Source organism: Streptomyces sp. NPDC006193, assembly GCF_040613915.1.
In the GTDB taxonomy this organism is placed as follows: Bacteria; Actinomycetota; Actinomycetes; order Streptomycetales; family Streptomycetaceae; genus Streptomyces.
On record NZ_JBEXTB010000028.1, the window covers coordinates 1 to 19,349 of the forward strand.

18 protein-coding genes, 1 pseudogene and 1 riboswitch are annotated in these 19,349 nt (G+C 72.2%); of the genes and pseudogenes, 15 read left to right on the forward strand and 4 right to left on the reverse strand.

Annotated elements, in window-relative coordinates:
- From ABZ261_RS22930 to ABZ261_RS22940, 3 genes and pseudogenes are all read left to right on the forward strand, one after another.
- Positions 1–177, forward strand: a pseudogene (locus ABZ261_RS22930) (cytochrome ubiquinol oxidase subunit I); the annotation flags it as partial.
- Positions 174–572 (forward strand): cytochrome c oxidase subunit 4, encoded by a 399-nt coding sequence (locus ABZ261_RS22935; RefSeq protein WP_356861999.1) that lies wholly within the window; start codon positions 174–176, stop codon positions 570–572. The pseudogene ABZ261_RS22930 and the gene ABZ261_RS22935, both read left to right, overlap by 4 nt.
- 187 nt (positions 573–759) lie before the next feature.
- Positions 760–2,022 carry an Ig-like domain-containing protein gene (locus ABZ261_RS22940; protein WP_356862001.1) on the forward strand — a complete coding sequence of 421 codons (1,263 nt, stop codon included), beginning with the start codon at positions 760–762 and terminating at the stop codon, positions 2,020–2,022.
- Positions 2,023–2,157: 135 nt separating this feature from the next.
- Here ABZ261_RS22940 and ABZ261_RS22945 read toward each other — a convergent pair whose 3' ends face one another.
- A complete protein-coding gene (locus tag ABZ261_RS22945) occupies positions 2,158–2,559 on the reverse strand; it encodes a hypothetical protein (RefSeq protein ID WP_356862003.1) in 402 nt (133 codons plus the stop codon).
- Positions 2,560–2,712: 153 nt separating this feature from the next.
- Here ABZ261_RS22945 and ABZ261_RS22950 point away from each other — a divergent pair, with 153 nt between their 5' ends.
- The 6 genes from ABZ261_RS22950 to ABZ261_RS22975 all read left to right on the forward strand — a co-directional run bounded on the left by ABZ261_RS22950 (position 2,713) and on the right by ABZ261_RS22975 (position 9,869).
- Positions 2,713–3,333, forward strand: coding sequence for a heme-copper oxidase subunit III (locus tag ABZ261_RS22950; protein WP_356862005.1), 621 nt, complete (start codon positions 2,713–2,715; stop codon positions 3,331–3,333).
- 62 nt (positions 3,334–3,395) lie between these two features.
- On the forward strand, positions 3,396–4,208 hold the full coding sequence (locus ABZ261_RS22955; protein WP_356862007.1) for a c-type cytochrome: 813 nt from the start codon (positions 3,396–3,398) through the stop codon (positions 4,206–4,208).
- Positions 4,205–5,263 (forward strand): Rieske 2Fe-2S domain-containing protein, encoded by a 1,059-nt coding sequence (locus tag ABZ261_RS22960; protein ID WP_356862009.1) that lies wholly within the window; start codon positions 4,205–4,207, stop codon positions 5,261–5,263. Before ABZ261_RS22955 ends, ABZ261_RS22960 begins: the two co-directional genes overlap by 4 nt.
- A complete protein-coding gene (locus ABZ261_RS22965; RefSeq protein WP_356862011.1) occupies positions 5,260–6,897 on the forward strand; it encodes a cytochrome bc complex cytochrome b subunit in 1,638 nt (545 codons plus the stop codon). Before ABZ261_RS22960 ends, ABZ261_RS22965 begins: the two co-directional genes overlap by 4 nt.
- A gap of 121 nt (positions 6,898–7,018) precedes the next feature.
- Positions 7,019–8,083, forward strand: coding sequence for an anthranilate phosphoribosyltransferase (trpD, locus tag ABZ261_RS22970; RefSeq protein ID WP_356862013.1), 1,065 nt, complete (start codon positions 7,019–7,021; stop codon positions 8,081–8,083).
- Between the two features lie 146 nt (positions 8,084–8,229).
- Positions 8,230–8,346, forward strand: a riboswitch (SAM riboswitch).
- Between the two features lie 161 nt (positions 8,347–8,507).
- Complete coding sequence (locus ABZ261_RS22975) at positions 8,508–9,869, forward strand: aminotransferase class V-fold PLP-dependent enzyme (protein ID WP_356862015.1); 1,362 nt, start codon at positions 8,508–8,510, stop codon at positions 9,867–9,869.
- A gap of 152 nt (positions 9,870–10,021) precedes the next feature.
- Here the strand turns inward: ABZ261_RS22975 and ABZ261_RS22980 are convergent, their stop codons facing one another.
- Both ABZ261_RS22980 and ABZ261_RS22985 read right to left on the reverse strand, forming a co-directional pair.
- The gene (locus ABZ261_RS22980; RefSeq protein WP_356862017.1) at positions 10,022–10,303 is read right to left on the reverse strand and encodes an Lrp/AsnC ligand binding domain-containing protein; all 282 of its coding nucleotides are present in this window, start codon (positions 10,301–10,303) and stop codon (positions 10,022–10,024) included.
- Positions 10,300–11,091: a rhomboid family intramembrane serine protease gene (locus ABZ261_RS22985; protein ID WP_356862019.1), complete on the reverse strand. Its 792-nt coding sequence runs from the start codon at positions 11,089–11,091 to the stop codon at positions 10,300–10,302. The genes ABZ261_RS22980 and ABZ261_RS22985 overlap by 4 nt, the downstream gene beginning before the upstream one ends.
- 153 nt (positions 11,092–11,244) lie before the next feature.
- Here ABZ261_RS22985 and ABZ261_RS22990 point away from each other — a divergent pair, with 153 nt between their 5' ends.
- From ABZ261_RS22990 to ABZ261_RS23010, 5 genes are all read left to right on the forward strand, one after another.
- Entirely contained in the window at positions 11,245–11,484 is a 240-nt protein-coding gene (locus ABZ261_RS22990) for a hypothetical protein (RefSeq protein ID WP_014672226.1), read from the forward strand.
- Positions 11,485–11,531: 47 nt separating this feature from the next.
- On the forward strand, positions 11,532–12,875 hold the full coding sequence (locus ABZ261_RS22995; protein WP_356862021.1) for an NYN domain-containing protein: 1,344 nt from the start codon (positions 11,532–11,534) through the stop codon (positions 12,873–12,875).
- A 212-nt stretch (positions 12,876–13,087) separates the two neighbouring features.
- A complete protein-coding gene (locus tag ABZ261_RS23000; protein WP_356862023.1) occupies positions 13,088–14,128 on the forward strand; it encodes an NlpC/P60 family protein in 1,041 nt (346 codons plus the stop codon).
- A 237-nt stretch (positions 14,129–14,365) separates the two neighbouring features.
- Positions 14,366–15,370, forward strand: a complete 1,005-nt coding sequence (locus ABZ261_RS23005) for an NlpC/P60 family protein (RefSeq protein ID WP_356862025.1) — start codon at positions 14,366–14,368, stop codon at positions 15,368–15,370.
- A 63-nt stretch (positions 15,371–15,433) separates the two neighbouring features.
- On the forward strand, positions 15,434–16,588 hold the full coding sequence (locus ABZ261_RS23010; RefSeq protein WP_356862150.1) for a hypothetical protein: 1,155 nt from the start codon (positions 15,434–15,436) through the stop codon (positions 16,586–16,588).
- Positions 16,589–16,642: 54 nt separating this feature from the next.
- Here ABZ261_RS23010 and ABZ261_RS23015 read toward each other — a convergent pair whose 3' ends face one another.
- Positions 16,643–17,878, reverse strand: a complete 1,236-nt coding sequence (locus tag ABZ261_RS23015; protein ID WP_356862027.1) for a glycosyltransferase family 87 protein — start codon at positions 17,876–17,878, stop codon at positions 16,643–16,645.
- A gap of 147 nt (positions 17,879–18,025) precedes the next feature.
- Between ABZ261_RS23015 and ABZ261_RS23020 the strand changes: the two genes are divergently transcribed.
- A complete protein-coding gene (locus tag ABZ261_RS23020) occupies positions 18,026–19,168 on the forward strand; it encodes a glycosyltransferase family 4 protein (RefSeq protein WP_356862029.1) in 1,143 nt (380 codons plus the stop codon).
- Positions 19,169–19,349: the final 181 nt, after the last annotated feature.

Sequence of the window (19,349 nt, forward strand, 5' to 3'; positions counted from 1 at the left end):
GAGTGGGCGACCTCCTGCCCGCCGCCCCGGCACAACTTCCTCACCCTGCCGCGGATCCGCAGCGAATCCCCGGCGTTCGACCTGCACCACCCCGAGATCGCCGCCCTCGAGCAGCTTGAGCACGCCGGCCACGGCAGCAGCAACGAGGTCGCGGGCAGCAAGGAGGCCGGCAAGTGAAGATCCAGGGCTGGATGTTCATCTGGCTGAGCCTGTTCATCCTCGGCATCGCCATCGGCTATGGCGTGTGGTCGAAGGAGCCGGCCGGCACCACGGCGCTCTTCCTGGCCTTCGGCCTGTGCATCATGATCGGCTTCTACCTGGGCTTCACCGCCCGGCGGGTCGACACCGGCGCCCAGGACGACAAGGAGGCCGACGTCGCGGACGACGCGGGCGAGCTGGGCTTCTTCAGCCCGCACAGCTGGCAGCCGCTCGCCCTGGGCATCGGCGGCGCGATCGCCTTCCTCAGCGTCGCCGTCGGCTGGTGGCTGATCTACTTCGCCGCCCCGATCATCATGATCGGTCTGTTCGGCTGGGTGTTCGAGTACTACCACGGTGAGAACCGCACCCAGTGATCCGCGGCAGGTGATCCGCACCGAGTGATCCGCGCCCAGCGCGGCCGGGAGCCCGGCCCTCCGTCAGGGGGGCCGGGCTCCCGGCTTTCCGCCGCGGCTGGGGCGGGTCTGTCCTTCGGCGCAGTGTCGTTCGCTCGTACGGATTACCCACCGTGCCGGTACGGTCACCATCTCATAGCGTGATCATATGAACCACATTCCGCGGACCCGCACCGTCGTCAGCTGCACCCTGCTGGTGGCCGCCCTCGGCGCGGGCGTCACCGCTTGCGGTTCGGACGGCGACCCCCTGTCGGACAAGCCGTACGACGCAGCGGGCCTGATCTCCTTCAGCGGCCCCACCGGTGCGAAGAAGCGGGCCGACCCGGACAAGCCCCTGGAGATCACCGCCAACAGCGACGAGGGCCGTATCACCGACGTCACGGCCCAGGACTCCACAGGGCGCTACGTGGCGGGCGAACTCACCGCCGACGGCAGCCGCTGGCACAGCACCTCCCCGCTGGCCGCCAACGCCCACTACACGGTCACGGTGAGCACCGAGGACGAGGACGGCGCACCCGGTCGCCACATCCTCGCCTTCGACACCAGCAAGCCCACGAGCAAGAAGCGGCTGCACGTCACCTTCGGGCCGAACGCGGGCACCTACGGCGTCGGGCAACCGATCACCGCCGCGCTCGACCAGGAGATCAAGGACAAGGCGCAGCGCGCCGTCGTGGAGCGCGCCCTGCGCGTGGACTCCACACCGGCCGTGACCGGCTCCTGGTACTGGGTGAGCGGCAAGGAGCTGCACTTCCGTCCCAAGGAGTACTGGCCCGCCCACGCCACCGTCCGGGTGCACAGCAACCTGGACGGCATCAGGATCGGCGACCGGCTGTGGGGCGGCGCCGCGAAACCGCTGAAGATCACCACGGGGGACCGGATCGAGGCCGTCACGGACGCGTCCTCGCACCAGATGACGGTCTACCGCAACGGCGAGGAGATCAACCAGATCCCGGTCACCACCGGCAAGCCCGGATTCGAGACCCGCAACGGCGTCAAGGTCGTCCTCGGCAAGCAGTACTTCGTACGCATGCGCAGCACCACGGTGGGCATCGCCGAGGGCAGCTCGGACTCCTACGACCTGCCCGTCTACTACGCGACCCGGGTCACCTGGTCCGGCGAGTACGTCCACGCCGCCCCGTGGTCGGTGGGCTCCCAGGGGTACGCCAACGTCAGCCACGGCTGCACCGGCATGAACACGTCCAACGCCGAGTGGTTCTTCAACACCGTCCGCGAGGGCGACATCGTCAAGGTCGTCAACTCCGAGGGCGACGGGATGGAGCCCTTCGGCAACGGATTCGGCGACTGGAACGTCGACTGGCAGAAGTGGCGCACGGGCAGCGCCCTCTTCGACGGCGCCCCGGACGGCCCGCCGCCGGCGGAGAGGGTGCGCCTCCGGCCGGCGGCGGTGTGAGAGCGGGACGCGGTGCGAGGGCGGGGCGCGGTGTGAGGGCGGGGCGCGGTGTGAGGGCGGGGCGTGCCGCGAGGGCGGGGCGTGCGGCCGCCGCGGGCCGCCGGCCGCACGCGGCGCCGGGCGCCCCCGCCCCTGCTACGCGCTCAGCAGCTTCCGCTGCCGCAGCAGGGCCGCCAGCGCCGAGGCGAACTCCACCGGGTCCACCGGCAGGGTGACCGCGGAGTCGGCCCGGCTCCAGGTGGCCAGCCAGGCGTCCTGGGGGCGGCCCATCAGCAGCAGCACCGGCGGGCAGGCGAACACCTCGTCCTTGATCTGCCGGCACAGGCCCATGCCCCCCATGGGCACGGCCTCGCCGTCGAGCACGCAGACGTCGACGCCCCCCTTGTCCAGCTCCCGCAGGACCGCGCCGGGCGTCGCGCACTCCAGGAACTCGACGGCCGGGACGTCCGGGGCGGGCCTGCGCCCGGTGGCCAGCCGTACTTGCTCGCGGGTGGTGGAGTCGTCGCTGTAGACCAGCACCGTGGCGGTCGGCTGCATGGTTCCTCCGGGACGTGGCGTCGTACGGACAGGACGGGCGGGGCCGTTTCGGCGGATGTTACTCCCCTGAAGACCACGTCAGCACCGGTTCGGCAAGCAGCAACACTCCGAACGGCACCCCCCGGAGTGAGGGCGGGATAAGCGACCGACATAATGTCGGTCGTGGCGACAGCAACGACAGTAGAAACCGGGCACGCGCACCCGTCGGTCAACCGGCCGAACCTCACCAGCGTCGGAACCATCATCTGGCTGAGTTCCGAGCTGATGTTCTTCGCGGCCCTCTTCGCGATGTACTTCACCCTCCGGTCGGTGACCGGACCGGGTCACTGGAAGGAGCAGGCGCACGCGCTCAACGTGCCCTTCTCCGCGACCAACACCACGATCCTGGTGCTCTCCTCCCTCACCTGCCAGCTCGGCGTGTTCGCGGCCGAACGCGGTGACGTGAAGAAGCTCCGTGGCTGGTTCATCCTGACCTTCATCATGGGTGCGATCTTCATCGGCGGTCAGATCTACGAGTACACGGAGCTGGTGAAGAAGGACGGCATCTCGCTGTCCTCCGACCCGTACGGCTCGGTGTTCTACCTGACCACCGGCTTCCACGGTCTGCACGTGACGGGTGGTCTCATCGCCTTCCTGCTGGTCCTCGGCCGCACCTACGCGGCGAAGAGGTTCACCCACGAGCAGGCGACCGCCGCCATCGTCGTGTCCTACTACTGGCACTTCGTCGATGTCGTCTGGATCGGCCTCTTCGCCACGATCTACCTGATCAAGTAGCCGGGACCGCTCCCGCACATCCAGAAGCACCGACGCAGAAGATCCTGACACCGGGGTAATCCGTGAAAAAGCTCTCCGCACGACGACGCCATCCGCTGGCGGCGGTCGTCGTCCTACTCCTCGCGCTGGCGGCCACTGGGGGGCTGTACGCCGCGTTCGCGCCCGCGGACAAGGCACAGGCCGACGACACCTCCCAGTCCCTGACCATCAAGGAGGGCAAGAAGCTCTACGAGGTCGGCTGCGCCAGCTGCCACGGCACCGGTGGCCAGGGCTCCTCCGACGGCCCCAGCCTGATCGGCGTGGGCGCCGCCGCGGTCGACTTCCAGGTGGGCACCGGCCGCATGCCGGCCTCGACCTCCCAGATGGCACAGCTGCCGCGCAAGAAGGTCACCTACACCCAGGCCGAGATCGACCAGCTGGCCGCGTACGTCGCCTCGCTGGGCGCCGGCCCGAGCGTGCCGACCAAGCAGCAGTACGGCCCGGAAAACGCGGACATCGCCAAGGGCGGCGACCTCTTCCGCACCAACTGCGCGCAGTGTCACAATTTCACCGGTAAGGGCGGTGCCCTGACCAAGGGCAAGTACGCGCCGAGCCTGGAGGGTGTCGCTCCGAAGCACATCTACGAGGCCATGCAGACGGGCCCGCAGAACATGCCGTCCTTCCCCGACACCACGATGTCGGAGAAGAACAAGAAGGACATCATCGCGTACCTGAACGCGGTCAACGGCGACGAGACGGAGAACCCGGGCGGTCTGGAGCTGGGCGGCCTCGGGCCGGTCAGCGAGGGTCTGTTCGCCTGGATCTTCGGCCTCGGCGCGCTGATCGCGGTCGCCGTCTGGGTCGCCGCTCGGACCGCAAAGGCCAAGAAGTCATGAGTAGCCAAGACATTCCAGAGAAGAACCTGCCCGCAGAGCAGGACCACGCACACGGCGCGGTAGGGGTGGCGGACGAGCAGAACCCGTTCGCCGATCCGGGCCTGCCGCCGCACGAGCACCGGATCCAGGACATCGACGAGCGGGCCGCCAAGCGGTCCGAGCGCATGGTCGCCCTGCTGTTCACGGTGTCGATGCTGGCCACCATCGGCTTCATCGCCTCGTACGTGGCGATCCCGCACGACACGTCGGTCTACGTCTTCCCGATCGGCCACCTCAGCGCGCTGAACTTCGCGCTCGGCCTGACCCTCGGCACGGCGCTGTTCTGCATCGGCGCGGGCGCGGTCCACTGGGCCCGCACCCTGATGTCCGACGTGGAGGTCGCCGACGAGCGTCACCCGATCGAGGCTTCCCCCGAGGTCCGCGCGAAGGTCCACGAGGACTTCCGCCAGGGCGCCAAGGAGTCGGCGCTCGGCCGCCGCAAGCTGATCCGCAACACCATGTTCGGCGCGCTGGCCATGGTGCCGCTCTCCGGCGTCATGCTGCTGCGCGACCTCGGGCCGCTCCCGCACAACAAGCTGCGGCACACCCTGTGGGCCAAGGGCAAGCGCCTGGTCAACATGAACACGAACCAGCCGCTGCGTCCCGAGGACGTCGCCGTCGGCTCCCTCACCTTCGCCATGCCGGACGGCCTGGAGGAGAAGGACGAGGAGTTCCAGACGGAGATCGCCAAGGCGGCCCTGATGATCGTCCGGCTGCAGCCGGGCAACATCAAGGACAAGCGCGAGCTCGACTGGTCGCACGAGGGCATCGTCGCCTTCTCGAAGATCTGCACCCACGTCGGCTGCCCGATCTCGCTGTACGAGCAGCAGACGCACCACGTGCTGTGCCCGTGCCACCAGTCCACCTTCGACCTCTCCGACGGTGCCCGAGTGATCTTCGGCCCCGCCGGCCACGCCCTGCCGCAGCTGCGCATCGGTGTGGACAGTGAGGGTTACCTCCAGGCGCTCGGCGACTTCGAGGAGCCCGTCGGTCCTGCATTCTGGGAGCGCGGATGAGTACTGAACGCAACGAGAAGTCCCGCTCCCGCGGGACGGCCCCGGCCGGCGAGCGGATCGCCGACTGGGCCGACGGCCGGCTCGGGATCTACTCCCTGGCCAAGGCCAACATGCGCAAGATCTTCCCCGACCACTGGTCGTTCATGTTGGGCGAAGTGTGCATGTACAGCTTCATCATCATCATCCTGACGGGTGTGTGGCTGACGCTGTTCTTCCACCCGTCGATGAACGAGGTGGAGTACCACGGCAGCTACATCCCGCTCCAGGGACAGCTGATGTCCGAGGCGTTCAGCTCGACCCTGCACATCTCCTTCGACGTGCGCGGTGGTCTGCTCATCCGGCAGATCCACCACTGGGCCGCGCTGATCTTCCTCGCCGGCATGTTCGTGCACATGATGCGCGTCTTCTTCACCGGCGCGTTCCGCAAGCCGCGTGAGATCAACTGGCTGTTCGGCTTCCTGCTGTTCGTCCTCGGCATGTTCACCGGCTTCACCGGTTACTCGCTCCCGGACGACCTGCTCTCCGGCACCGGTGTCCGCTTCATGGAGGGCGCGATCCTGTCCGTGCCGGTCGTCGGCACGTACCTGTCGTTCTTCCTGTTCGGCGGAGAGTTCCCCGGCCACGACTTCGTCGCCCGGTTCTACTCGATCCACATCCTGCTGCTGCCGGGCATCATGCTCGGCCTGATGGTGGCGCACCTGATCCTGGTCTTCTACCACAAGCACACCCAGTTCGCGGGCCCCGGCAAGAGCGAGAAGAACGTCGTCGGCATGCCGCTGCTGCCGGTGTACATGGCCAAGGCCGGAGGCTTCTTCTTCCTGGTCTTCGGCGTCATCGCGCTCATCGCGGCGATCGCGCAGATCAACCCGATCTGGGCCATGGGCCCCTACCGCCCGGACCAGGTGTCCACCGGCGCCCAGCCCGACTGGTACATGGGCTTCGCCGAGGGTCTGATCCGCTTCATGCCGGGCTGGGAGATCAGCTTCTGGGGTCACACGCTCGTCCTGGGCGTGTTCATCCCGCTGGTGCTCTTCCCGCTGGTCCTGGCGCTGATCGCGGTCTACCCGTTCATCGAGTCCTGGGTCACCGGCGACAAGCGCGAGCACCACATCCTGGACCGTCCGCGCAACGCCCCGACCCGCACGGCCTTCGGCGTCGCCTGGATCACCGCCTACATGATCATGCTGATCGGCGGTGGCAACGACCTGTGGGCCACGCACTTCCACCTGTCGATCAACGCCGTCACCTGGTTCGTCCGGATCTTCTTCTTCGCCGGACCGGTCATCGCGTTCATCCTCACCAAGCGGATCTGCCTCGGCCTGCAGCGCCGGGACCGCGACAAGGTGCTGCACGGCCGCGAGACCGGCATCATCAAGCGGCTGCCGCACGGTGAGTTCATCGAGGTGCACGAGCCGCTCAGCCAGGAGCAGCTCCACACGCTCACCGCGCACGAGCAGTACCGGCCGGCCGAGATCGGCCCGACGGTCGACGAGAACGGCGTCGAGCGCAAGGTGCCGGCCTCGGAGAAGCTGCGCGTGAAGCTCTCCAACGCCTACTACGGCGAGGACAGCCAGATCCCGAAGCCGACCGTAGAGGAGTACAAGGAGATCACGAGCGGCCACGGCCACCACTGATCACCGCGTCGCCACACCACGCCGAGGGCCCCGTCCGTGTCGCGGACGGGGCCCTTCGCCGTGCTCCGGGCTGGATAGGGTGGTGTACGACGGAGCAGGACCCCACCACCAGGAGCGGCTGATGAGCGCTGTGACCCCCGCAGGAGGCGACACCGCGGCGGGCCGGTCCTGGCCCGTCCTGCTGAACGGCCTGCTGGACGGCAGGGACCTGTCCGCCGACGACACCGCCTGGGCGATGGACCTGATCATGCGCGGGGAGGCGACCGACGCGCAGATCGCCGGGTTCATGGTGGCGCTGCGGGCCAAGGGCGAGACGGTGGAGGAGATCACCGGCCTGGTCCGCACGATGTACGAGCACGCCAACGTCATCGAGGTGCCCGGTCCCGCCGTGGACATCGTCGGCACCGGCGGCGACGGCGCCAAGACCGTGAACATCTCCACCATGTCCGCCATCGTCGTCGCGGGCACGGGCGTCAAGGTCGTCAAGCACGGCAACCGCGCCGCGTCCTCCGCCTCCGGCTCCTCGGACGTGCTGGAGAAGCTCGGGATCAATCTGAACCTCACCCCGCGGCGGGTCGCCGAGGTCGCCGAGGAAGCCGGCATCACCATCTGCTTCGCGGTGCGGTTCCACCCCTCGCTGCGCCATGTCGCCGCGGCCCGCGCCCAGCTGGGCATCCGCACCACCTTCAACGTGCTCGGCCCGCTCACCAACCCGGCCAAGGTGCGCGCCCAGGCGGTCGGGGTCGCCGACCCGCGCATGGCGCCGATCGTCGCCGGAGTCCTCGCCGAACGCGGCAACTCCGCGCTGGTGTTCCGGGGCGACGACGGCCTGGACGAGCTGACCGTCACCGCGCCCTCCCGGGTGTGGGCGGTCCGGGACGGCAAGGTGACGGAGGAGGTCTTCGACCCGCGTGACGTCGGCATCGGCCTCGTTCCGGTGTCCGCCCTGCGCGGCGGAGACGCCGGGCACAACGCGGAGGTCGCCCGCCGTCTGCTGGACGGCGAACAGGGGCCCGTGCGGGATGCCGTGCTGCTGAACTCGGCGGCGGCGCTCGTCGCCCTGGAGCCGACGGACGCGCCCCTCGCCGAGCAGGTGCGCGCCGGTATGGCCAGGGCGCGGGAGTCGATCGACTCGGGGGCGGCGAAGCGGACGCTGGAGCGGTGGGTGGCGGCGACCAACCGCTAGCCGCCCGCGACGACCGGGACCGGGCTTCCCTTCCGTCCTCAGGGCGGGCGGGGAAGCCCCGCGCACGACGTCCCATCCCGTCGGCCCGTCCCGGCATCCGGACACGAGTTGCACCGGGATGATCCGCTCGGCTAATTTCCGGATCAGGTCATGAGTGACAGTCATGAGGCCCCGGCCGACTGTCCGGCAACCCTCCGTCCGTGGCGGGGTGCCCCGGGTGAAGACCAGGCCGTGGACAGCAAGGTCCACGGCAAGCGCGGATCCCTCGACACCAAGGGATCCTGGTCGTCGAGGAGTCTTCCGTGAGCAAGCGAATGCGCTAGGGCCGCAGAGCCCCGCCTCCGCATCCCCCTCTCTTCTCCGCCGGCGCCGGAGCGTGCCCGCTCGCGCGGCGGATTCCACCTGCCTTCACGGGAGACCGCCCATGTCCGTCTTCACCGCTGCCGCCGACCGGTCCGTTCATGCCCCGCTGCCCGTTCTGGGCGGGGATGTCACCGTCCCGCTCGTCACCGGCGGCGAGGTCGCCTACGCCGCGCTCGACTACGCCGCCAGCGCCCCCGCCCTGCAGCGCGTCTGGGACGACGTCGCCGCCTACGCCCCGTACTACGGCAGCGTCCACCGCGGCGCCGGCTACCTCTCCCAGCTCTCCACGGACCTGTTCGAGAACGCCCGCGGGACGGTCGCCGCGTTCCTCGGCTGCCGGGCGGACGACCAGGTGGTCTTCACCCGGTCGACCACAGACTCGCTGAACCTGCTGGCCCGCGCCCTCCCGGCCGACTGCCGGGTGTTCGTCTTCGAGACCGAGCACCACGCCTCCCTGCTGCCGTGGCGAGGCGCCCCGGTCACCTACCTGGACGCCCCGCGCACCCCGCAGCAGGCGGTGCGGACCCTGGAGCGGGCCCTCGCCGACCGGGAACCCCACGGCCCCGCCCTGGTGTGCGTCACCGGCGCCTCCAACGTCACCGGCGAGCTGTGGCCGGTGCGGGAACTGGCCGCGGCGGCGCACGCCCACGGCGCCCGCATCGTCCTGGACGCCGCCCAGCTCGCCCCGCACCACCCGGTGTCCGTGACCGACCTCGACGTCGACTGGATCGCCTTCTCCGGCCACAAGCTGTACGCCCCCTTCGGCTCCGGCGTCCTCGCCGGCCGCGCCGACTGGCTGCGGGCCGCCGAGCCGTACCTCGCGGGCGGCGGCGCCAGCCGCAAGGTGACGCGCAGGACGGACGGGGGAGTGGACGTGGAGTGGCACGAGAGCGCCGCCCGCCACGAGGCCGGCTCCCCGAACGTCATCGGCGCCTACGCCATCGCCTCCGCCTGCAAGGCCCTCACCGAGGCCGGCTGGGACAGCCTCGTCGCCCGCGAGCAGCACCTGATCGGCAGGGTGCGCGAGGGCCTCGCCGGCATTCCCGAGGTGCGGATCCTCTCCCTCTTCGGCGACGACGCGCCGCGCGTCGGCGTCCTCTCCTTCGTGGTCGAGGGCTGGAACAGCTCCCACTTCGCCGCGGCCCTCTCCGCCGAGTACGGCATCGGCGTCCGCGACGGACTCTTCTGCGCCCACCCCCTGGTGCGCACCCTGCTCGGCAGCGACCCGCAGACCCAGGGCGAGTGCGGCGCCCCGGAGGCGGCCCCCGGCGAGAAGTCGCTCAACGCCGTCCGCGTCAGCTTCGGCGCGGGCACGCCGGACGAGCACGTGGAGCGCTTCGTGAACGCCGTGCGGGAGCTGGTCCGGGACGGCGCCCGGTGGCAGTACCGCACGGAGGACGGCCGCTGCGTCCCCGCGGTCTGACCCGCCGCTCCGTCCCGTCTCCGCCGCGCGGCGCGGCAGCGCGGCGCGGGGGTCGGCGGGGGTGCTCCTGCCGGGTCCCGGCGCCCCGGCGGCGGCGACGAGGGCACGGGTGCCCGGTCCGGGGCCCGGGAGAGGGCCCGCGCGCCGGGGGGCTAGTTGTCGAGGCCGATGGCGAACGCCGCTTCCAGGTCGTGCTGGGAGTAGGTGCGGAACGCGACGTGGGTGTCGGTGGCCTCCACGCCGGGGATCTTGCTGATCCGGCCCGGGATGACCTCGGCGAGGTCCTCGTGCTGCCGGACCCGCACCATGGCGATCAGGTCGTAGGTCCCGGTGACCGAGAAGACCTCGCTGACGCTGTCCAGCGCGGCGATCCGCTCCGCGATCTCGGGGATCCGGTCCACGCTGGTCTTGATCAGGACGATCGCGGTGATCACGGCTGTTTCTCTCCCTCGGTGACCGGAGCTGGGGCGGCTTTCACTCTAGTCGCCCGCCCGTCGCCCGCCGGCGCCCTGCCCGGGCCGCCCTTCGGGCCGGTCCGCCCGTACCGCAGCCAGGCGTAGACGAATCCCAGCCCGAAGCCCAGCAGGTGCGCGAGGTAGGCGACCCCGGGCCCGTCCGAGGCCCGCCCCGCCGCCAGCCACTGCAGGGCCGCCCAGAACGGCAGCACCACCCAGGCGGGGAACCGCAGCGGCAGGAAGAACAGGAACGGCAGGAGACTGGTCACGCGGGCGTGGGGGAACAGGTAGAGGAAGGCCCCGAGGACGGCCGAGATCGCCCCGGAGGCGCCGACCAGCGACCGCTCGGAGGCGGCGTTGGCGGCCGCGTAGCCCAGCAGGGCGAGGTAGCCGCAGCCGACGTAGAACAGGGTGAACTGCACCCGGCCCATGCGTTCCTCGGTCATCGCCCCGAAGACGAAGAGGAACAGCATGTTGCCGAGCAGATGCACCCAGCTGCCGTGCACGAACAGGGCGGTGGCCGGGGTGAGCGCCTCCCTGACCGGCGCGTCGAACAGCTCGGCCGGCACCACGCCCCAGCGGCGGAAGTACGTCCGCTGCGCGGCGAGCAGCGCGTCCCCGGCGCCGTACCCGGGGGTGAGCCCGGAGGCGGGACCGAGGAGGAAGATCACGGAGCACAGGGCGATGAGGCCGTGCGTGATCGGCGCCGTGGTGCCCCGGACCGCTCTCCGTGCCCTGCCGGCCGCCGTTCTCCAGGTGCTGATCATGACTACAGAGCATGACGTAACCGGACGCAAGCTGACAGACCGCCTCGCCGCCGTGGACGGACGGGCGGCGGGCAGCCCTCAGGCCGTAGGGTTACGTGCCACACGCGTCGGCGAGCGGCGCGGACCGACACGACAAGGAAGCGGACAGTCACGATGACGGTTCCCCTGCCGACGGCCACGACACGCTGGCGCTGCACCCTGTGCGGCAACCTGACCCGGTTCGACGTGACCCGCTCCTCCAAGGTGGTCGAGTACGTCCACCTCGACCTGGCGGGTGAGCCGACGGTGGAGGAGCGCGAGGTGGTCAGTGAGACCATCGAGTCGGTGCGCTGTCGCTGGTGCAACGCGGTGGACCAGGTGGAACTCGTGGACAGGCCGGGCGCCGGCTCCTGAGCGGAGCGGGCCCGCAGCAGCGTTTCTCATGTATTGGGGTGTGACGGATGGTGGAGACCGCAGGCGGGGGGCCGGGCGACGGCACCGCTGAGGTGCTTGACCGTCCGCTGCCCGACGGTGTGCGCCGGCGGGTGGTGCAGATCGTCTCGGACGGCTTCGGCGGGCTGACCCTGGTGGAGCTGCCCGCCCAGCTGAGGCAGTACGCCCGGTTCGCCCCCAACCGCCGGGCGAAGTTCGCCGGCAACGCGATGGCCGCGGCGCTGGAGACCGATCCGCTGTTCCGGCAGCGGATCGGGGAGAAGCTCAGAGAGGCGCAGCCGGAACTCGCCGGCGCCCTCGACTCCGGCTCCCCGCCCCCGGCCGCGGACCCGCTCGACGTGGCGGCCGCGGCCTACGTACTGCGCCCGGCGGGCTGGGTCAAGCTGGTGACCGCGGCCGGCGAGGAGGCCCAGCGGGCGGACGCCGAGCGGGCCGACGAGGAGAACCGGGCCGAGCTGGAGCGGCTGCGCGCCGAGCTGGCCCAGGCCCGTGAGCAGACCCGGACCGAGACCGAACGGCTGCGCGCGGAGCTGGAGTCGGCGAAGAAGGAGGCCGAGTCGCTGCACCGCAAGCTGCGTGCCGCCGTCAGCGACGTCAGGCGCGGCGAGGCCGCCCTGCGCAAGGCGCGGGGCGAGATCGACGCCGTCCGGGCCGAGGCGCAGGCGCAGGTGTCGGCCGCGGAGAGCGAGTCCCGGCGGCTCAAGGCCCGTCTCGGCGAGGCCGAGGCCGCCCTGGAGGCCACCCGCCGGGCGGCCCGGGAGGGCCGCAGCGTCGAGGACATGCGGGTGCGGCTGCTGCTCGACACCCTGCTGGAGGCGACGCAGGGGCTGCGGCGCGAACTGGCCCTGCCCCCGGTGTCGGTGCGCCCGGCGGAGACGGTGGACGCGGTGGAGCCGGGCCGGATGACCCCGAAGGACATCGCGGCACGGGCCCTGTCCGAGAACGATCCGGCCATTCTCGACCAGCTGCTGGCACTTCCGCAGGCGCATCTGGTCGTCGACGGTTACAACGTGACCAAGACCGGTTATCCGCAGATGCCGCTGGAGAAGCAGCGCCTCCGGCTGCTGGGCCAGCTGTCGGCGCTCGCCGCGCAGACCGGCGCGGAGGTCACGTGCGTCTTCGACGGCGCCGAACTGGCCGCGCCGGTGCTGCTCGCGCCGCCGCGCGGGGTGCGGGTGCTGTTCTCCAAGCCGGGGGTCACGGCCGACGAGCTGATCCGCCAGCTGGTGCGCGCGGAGCCGCCGGGGCGTCCGGTCATCGTCGTCTCCACCGACCGGGAGGTGGCCGACGGGGTGGCGCGCGCCGGCGCCCGCCCGGTGGCCTCTGCGGTACTTCTGAGGCGACTGTCCTGAACGCCCAACGGGCATGAGGCATGCCCGAATTGGCCGTATCGTCACGCAACGTAGTGTCAATCGCGCATCACTGCTTGTGAGTTCTGTGCAAAGAATGCATTGCGTGACCGGGTTTTTCGCTCCGAGGATTTGAACTGATCACAACTGGGTCACTAGGGTCTGGGCTCGAACCTGCGAACGGGTGATCACTCAGAAGAAGGAGTTCGTCCTCCGTGGCGTCCCACCGTCGACCCAAGCAGCCGAGTCGCACTCGCGTGACCGTGCTGACTACCGCAGCCGCCGCTGCCGTCGCGCTCAGCGCGAACGCCGCCAACGCCGCTCCCAGCGAGAAGCTGAGCAAGGACGAGGTGAAGGCCAAGGTCGACAAGCTCTACGAGCAGGCGGAGCAGGCGACCGAGAAGTACAACGGCGCCAAGGAGAAGCAGCAGAAGCTGCAGAAGGAGATCTCCACCATCCAGGACGACGTCGCCCGGGGCCAGGAGGAGCTCAACAAGCTCCGCGACGGCCTGGGTTCGCTGGCCACCGCCCAGTACCGCTCCGGCGGCATCGACGCCTCCGTCCAGCTCTTCCTCTCCTCCGACCCGGACGACTACCTCGACAAGGCGTCCACGCTCGACCAGTTGAGCAGCCAGCAGGTCGACGCGCTGAAGAAGATCCAGGACAAGCAGCGCGAACTGGCCCAGGAGCGGGCCGAGGCCACCGAGAAGCTCAAGGACCTCGCCGCCACCCGGACCGAACTGGGCAACAAGAAGAAGGAAGTCCAGGGCAAGCTCGCCGAGGCGCAGAGGCTGCTCAACAGCCTGAGCGCCAAGGAGAAGGCGCAGCTCGCCGAGGAGCAGCAGCGCGCCAACCGCTCCTCCACCGAGCGCGTGGACCTCAAGGAGGCGCCGCCCGCCTCCGGCCGGGCCTCGGCCGCCTTCGCCGCCGCCCAGAGCCAGATAGGCAAGCCCTACGTCTACGGCGCCACCGGCCCCTCCTCCTTCGACTGCTCGGGCCTGACCTCCTGGGCCTACGCGCAGGCCGGCGTCTCCATCCCGCGCACCTCCGAGGCGCAGGCGAACATCGGCACCAGGATCACCTCGATGAGCGACCTGAAGGTCGGCGACCTGGTCTTCTTCTTCAACGACCTGCACCACGTCGGCCTGTACGCGGGCAACGGCCAGGTCCTGCACGCCCCGCGCACCGGCACGGTCGTCCGGTACGAGTCCATGAACACCATCGGCGGCCCCTTCATGTTCGGCGTCCGGGTCTGACGCCCGGCGGAACCGGGGACACGGCGGCGCCCGAACGGGCGAATCACCGGAACCGGAACTGACTGCACGCCCCGCCGCTGACCTGCGTCAGCGGCGGGGCGTCATCCTGTGTTGACGCCGCGGTCTTTGGCCGGCGCCCCCGGACACGGCTACTGTCTGCCGCGTTTCCCCGGCGCCGGGGCCTCCCCGTCCCCAGGCGCCGGGAGACGGTCCCCGTCCGCCAGCAGAAGGACTGCCGTGGGCTCTCACCGCCGCCTTGCACCGTCCGGATTCGACCGGGGCGCCGCCGCCCTGTGCGTGCTGTCGGCCACGGCGGCCGCGCTCGGGGCCGTACCGGCGCACGCCGCGCCGCACGGCGGCACGCGCGCCGAGGTGGACCGCCTCTACGAGGAGGCCGAGCGGGCCACCCAGGCCTACGACCGGGCCGACGAGCGCGCCCGGGAGCTGCGCCGGGAGATCCGCGACGCCCAGGACCACATCGCCCGCCGGCAGCAGCGCGTCAACGACCTGCGGGAGCAGCTCGGTTCGCTGGCCGGCGCCCAGTACCGCTCCGGCGGCATCGACCCGGCCGTCGCCCTGCTCTTCTCCGACGACCCCGACAGCTACCTCGACAAGGCCGCCACCCTCGACCGCATCGGCGCCCAGCAGGCGGGCCGGCTGCGGCAGTTGCGGTCCGTGCTGCGCGATCTGGCCCAGGAGCGCGCGCAGGCGGCCGGTAAGCTCGCCGAACTGCGGCGCAGCCGCGCGGCGCTGGCCGCCCACAAGCGGACCGTGCAGCACAAGCTCGCCAGGGCGCGGCAATTGCTCGACGGCCTGTCCGCCGCCGACCGCGCCGCCTTCGACCGGGCCTCCCGCGGCGGCCGCACCGCCCTGCCGGACCCCGCCGCGGCCCCCGGCGGCCGCGCCGCCGCGGCCCTGGCCGCCGCCCGCGCCGCCCTCGGCCGGCCCTATGTGTGGGGCGCCAACGGCCCCTCGGGTTTCGACTGTTCGGGCCTGATGCAGTGGGCGTACGCGCACGCGGGGGTCCAACTGCCGCGCACCTCGCAGGAACAGCGGTTCGCCGGCCGCCGGGTCCCGCTCTCCCAGGCCCGCCCCGGCGACCTGGTCGTCTACCGCTCCGACGCCAGCCACGTGGCGATGTACGCCGGCGGCGGGCAGGTCATCCACGCGCCCTACCCCGGCGCCCCGGTGCGCTACGACCCGGTCGGGATGATGCCGATCGCGTCGGTCACCAGGCCCTGAGCGCGCGTCGCGCCGTACGATCGGCACGTGGGCGGACGCAGACGGGCGTGGAGCAGCAAAGCCGTGGGGCTCGCCCTGCTGCTGCCGCTGGCCGGATGCGGCACCAAGACGACGGCCGACCCGCTCAGGGCCGAGGTGCAGCAGGTGCTCGACCGGCGTGCGGCGGCCCTGCTCGCCCATGACGAGACGGCGTACGGCGCGACGGGCGTCCGCACCCAGTACACCCGGCTGCGCGCCCTCCCACTTGCCTCCTGGAGCTACCGGATCACCGGCCTGCGCCGCACCTCCTTGGGTGCCACCGCCGACGCCGACCTGCGCTACCGCGTCGCCGGCTACGACCGGGCCCCCGTCGACGCCCCCCGCACCCTCACCCTCGGCCGCACCGCCGACGGCCGCTGGTACGTCACCGCCGACCGGCCCGGCGGGCGGGCCCGGCAGCAACTGTGGGACCAGGGCACGGTGACCGCCGTACGGGGCGCGCGCAGCCTGGTGCTCGGCACCGGACGGTCCCCCGCCGCCCTCAGGCGGTACGCCCGGCTGGCCGACCGCGCGGTCCCGGCCGTCGCACGGGCCTGGGGCACGGACTGGTCCCGCCGGATCGTCGTCCTGGTCCCGCGCTCCCTGTCCGGCATGGCCGCCCTGCTCGGCTCGCCCGCCGACGGCTACCGGGGCATCGCCGCCGTCACCACGGGCGAGGCGGGCGGCCCCGGCCGCGCGCCCGCGGACCGGGTGGTGATCAACCCGGAGGCGTACGCGGTGCTCCGCGACGTCGGCCGGCAGGTGGTGCTCACCCACGAGACCACCCACGTGGCCACCCGGGCCCGCACCACGGCCGCCACCCCGCTGTGGCTCTCCGAGGGCTACGCCGACTGGATCGGCTACCTCGGCACCGGCCGCGCCCCCGCCGAGACCGCGCCGGAACTCGCCCGGGCCGTCCGGGACGGCGAGACGCCCGAGGCGCTCCCCGCCGACCGGGACTTCGGCTTCACCGGCGAACCCGGCCGTCTGGCCCGGGCCTACGAGGGCGGCTGGCTGGCCTGCCGGATGATCGCCGACCGGTGGGGCGCCGACCGCCTCGGCGCCTTCTACCGGGCCGTCGGCGCCCACGGGCAGCGGGCCGGCGCGGTGGAGGACGCGCTGAGGAAGGTGCTCGGGACGACACCGCGTGACTTCACCGCACGCTGGCGGGAGTACGTCACGGCACGGCTCGGCGGCTGAGCCGCGGCCCGCCGGGGGCGCGCCCGCGCCGCCGCGGCGGGGCGGTGCCGGGTGTCAGGAGGAGACCGGGGTCCGGCGCGTCCGGGCGGCCCGCGGCGGGGAAGGGGCCCCGGCGGCCGGCGCGACGGTCGAGCGCCACAGCCGGCGGGCCGCCGTCAGGGCGGCCGCGACCAGCAGGGCGTTGCGCAGCACCAGCAGCGTGACGCCGTACCCGTCGCTGGTCACCACGTGCGAGAAGCCGAGCGGGAACTCCAGGACCGTCACGAAGGACGCGAGGACGACCATCAGCGCGGGCGCGCCCATGCGGCCGGCCCGGTACGACAGGCAGACCGCGGCCAGGCCGATCAGCCACACCAGGTACTGCGGGCTGATCACCCGGCTGGTCACCGTGAACAGCAGCACCGCGGTCAGGGCCGCGTCGGCCAGGGTGTGCGGGGCGAAGCGGGAGGCGCGCAGCCGCCACAGCAGCAGCCAGCCGAACGCGACCCCGGTCAGTGCCAGCGCGGCCGTGCTGACCTGGTCCACGTACGGGCCGAGGAACTCGATCGACCCGTAGTTCAGCAGCACCTGCCCGTCCCAGCCGAAGTGCCGGGCGACGTGGAAGACCAGGCCGCCCAGCGACTCCACCTCGGTGCCGCGGTCCCGCTGGAAGGTCAGGAACGCGAACGCCCCCGGCACCGACACCGCGCACAGCGCCGCCAGACCGGCCGCGGTCGCCGCCGCCGACGTCCACGCCCGCCGCCGCACGGCGCCGACCAGCAGCAGCGCCGGCCACACCTTCAGCAGCGCCCCGAACGCGGTCAGCGCGCCCATCAGCCGCGGATGCCGGCCCGCGGCGAGCAGCGCCGCCACCGCCACCGCGGTCACCATCACGTCGTAGCGGGCGTACACCGTCGGCCCGAGCAGCGGCACCCCCGCCACCCACACCCACGCCCCGCGCGGCGACCGGCCCGAGCGGCCGCCCGCGTGGGCCAGCAGGGCCAGCACCACCGCGTCGGCGAGGCACGCCAGCACGAAGAAGGCGTGCGCGTAGGACAGGAACGGCAGGGCGGCGGGGGAGAGGATCGCGAGGGCCGCGACGGGCGGGTACTGCCAGGTCACGTCGTCCAGCGGGAACGTGCCCTGCCGCAGGACCTCGTACCAGCCGCGGTAGATCACCGACACGTCCGAGGTGACGTCCGGGCCCGGGAAGACGTACACCCGGAAGACGAACAGCAGCAGCACCGTGCGGGTGACGCCCCAGGTCGCGAGCAGCCGGGCCAGGCTCCGCCGGGCGGCCTTGGTCTTCACGTCGTCCCCTGTCGTCCGGTTTCCCGCTGAGCTTGCCGCGCCGTTCGATCACGCGTCGAGCGACCATACTGTCCTGCCCGGGCGTGCGCCTGCCACAGTCCCGGCCGCGCGGGGCCGCGTACGGCCGATTCGGTAGGGTCGGCCGCGATGCGCAAGACCCTGATCGTCACCAACGACTTCCCGCCCCGGCCGGGCGGCATCCAGGCCTTCCTGCACAACATGGCCCTCCGGCTGGACCCGGACCGGCTCGTCGTCTACGCCTCCACCTGGAAGCGCGGCCGGGAGGGCGCCCTGGCCACCGCGGCCTTCGACGCCGAGCAGCCCTTCACGGTCGTCCGCGACCGCACGACCATGCTGCTGCCCACCCCGCAGGCGACCCGGCGCGCGGCCGCGCTGCTGCGCGAACACGGCTGCACCGCGGTGTGGTTCGGGGCGGCGGCCCCGCTCGGCCTCATGGCGCCCGCGCTGCGCAGGGCCGGCGCCGAGCGGCTGGTGGCCACCACCCACGGCCACGAGGCCGGCTGGGCCCAGCTGCCCGCCGCCCGGCGGCTGCTGCGCCGGATCGGGGACTCCACGGACACGATCACCTACCTCGGCGAGTACACCCGGTCCCGGATCGCCGGCGCGCTGACCCCGGACGCGGCCAGCCGCATGGTGCAGCTGCCGCCGGGGGTCGACGAGAAGACCTTCCACCCCGGCTCCGGCGGCGACGAGGTGCGAGCCCGGCTGGGCCTCACCGACCGGCCGGTCGTGGTCTGCGTCTCCCGGCTGGTGCGGCGCAAGGGCCAGGACACCCTGATCCGGGCCCTGCCCCGCGTCCTGGCCGCCGAGCCGGACACCGTGCTGCTCATCGTCGGCGGCGGCCCCTACGAGCGGGACCTGCGCCGCCTCGCCCACGAGACCGGGGTCGCCGACTCGGTCCGCTTCACCGGCGCCGTGCCCTGGTCCGAGCTGCCCGCGCACTACGGCGCCGGGGACGTCTTCGCCATGCCCTGCCGCACCCGCCGCGGCGGCCTGGACGTGGAGGGACTCGGCATCGTCTACCTGGAGGCCTCCGCCACCGGACTGCCGGTCGTCGCGGGCGACTCCGGCGGCGCGCCGGACGCGGTCCTCGACGGGGAGACGGGCTGGGTGGTCCGCGGCGGCGACCCGGCCCAGGCCGCCGACCGGATCGTGACGCTGCTGGGCGACCCCGAGCTGCGCCGCCGCATGGGCGAGCGGGGCCGGCAGTGGGTCGAGGAGAAGTGGCGCTGGGACCTGCTGGCGGAAAAGCTCAGAACACTCCTCTGACCACACCCGCACCACCGCACCACCGCACCGCGCGCGCCACCCCGCCGCTGCGGCCCGTGCCCGCCGGTCCCGCGGAGGCGGGCGCACCGGCTGCGGCCTGTGCGGCCTCTCGGGCCTGTGGCCGTGCCCCGGCCCGCACGGCGGCGTGGTGCGGTCACCGGGGGTGCCGCGCCGGGGTGCC

Coding starts and splice junctions, on each gene's coding strand:
- ABZ261_RS22940 (WP_356862001.1), top strand. CDS start 760: ATGAACCACATTCCGCGGACCCGCACCGTCGTCAGCTGCACCCTGCTG.
- ABZ261_RS22945 (WP_356862003.1), bottom strand. CDS start 2,559: ATGCAGCCGACCGCCACGGTGCTGGTCTACAGCGACGACTCCACCACC.
- ABZ261_RS22950 (WP_356862005.1), top strand. CDS start 2,713: ATGTCGGTCGTGGCGACAGCAACGACAGTAGAAACCGGGCACGCGCAC.
- ABZ261_RS22960 (WP_356862009.1), top strand. CDS start 4,205: ATGAGTAGCCAAGACATTCCAGAGAAGAACCTGCCCGCAGAGCAGGAC.
- ABZ261_RS22965 (WP_356862011.1), top strand. CDS start 5,260: ATGAGTACTGAACGCAACGAGAAGTCCCGCTCCCGCGGGACGGCCCCG.
- trpD (WP_356862013.1), top strand. CDS start 7,019: ATGAGCGCTGTGACCCCCGCAGGAGGCGACACCGCGGCGGGCCGGTCC.
- ABZ261_RS22975 (WP_356862015.1), top strand. CDS start 8,508: ATGTCCGTCTTCACCGCTGCCGCCGACCGGTCCGTTCATGCCCCGCTG.
- ABZ261_RS22985 (WP_356862019.1), bottom strand. CDS start 11,091: ATGATCAGCACCTGGAGAACGGCGGCCGGCAGGGCACGGAGAGCGGTC.
- ABZ261_RS22990 (WP_014672226.1), top strand. CDS start 11,245: ATGACGGTTCCCCTGCCGACGGCCACGACACGCTGGCGCTGCACCCTG.
- ABZ261_RS22995 (WP_356862021.1), top strand. CDS start 11,532: ATGGTGGAGACCGCAGGCGGGGGGCCGGGCGACGGCACCGCTGAGGTG.
- ABZ261_RS23020 (WP_356862029.1), top strand. CDS start 18,026: ATGCGCAAGACCCTGATCGTCACCAACGACTTCCCGCCCCGGCCGGGC.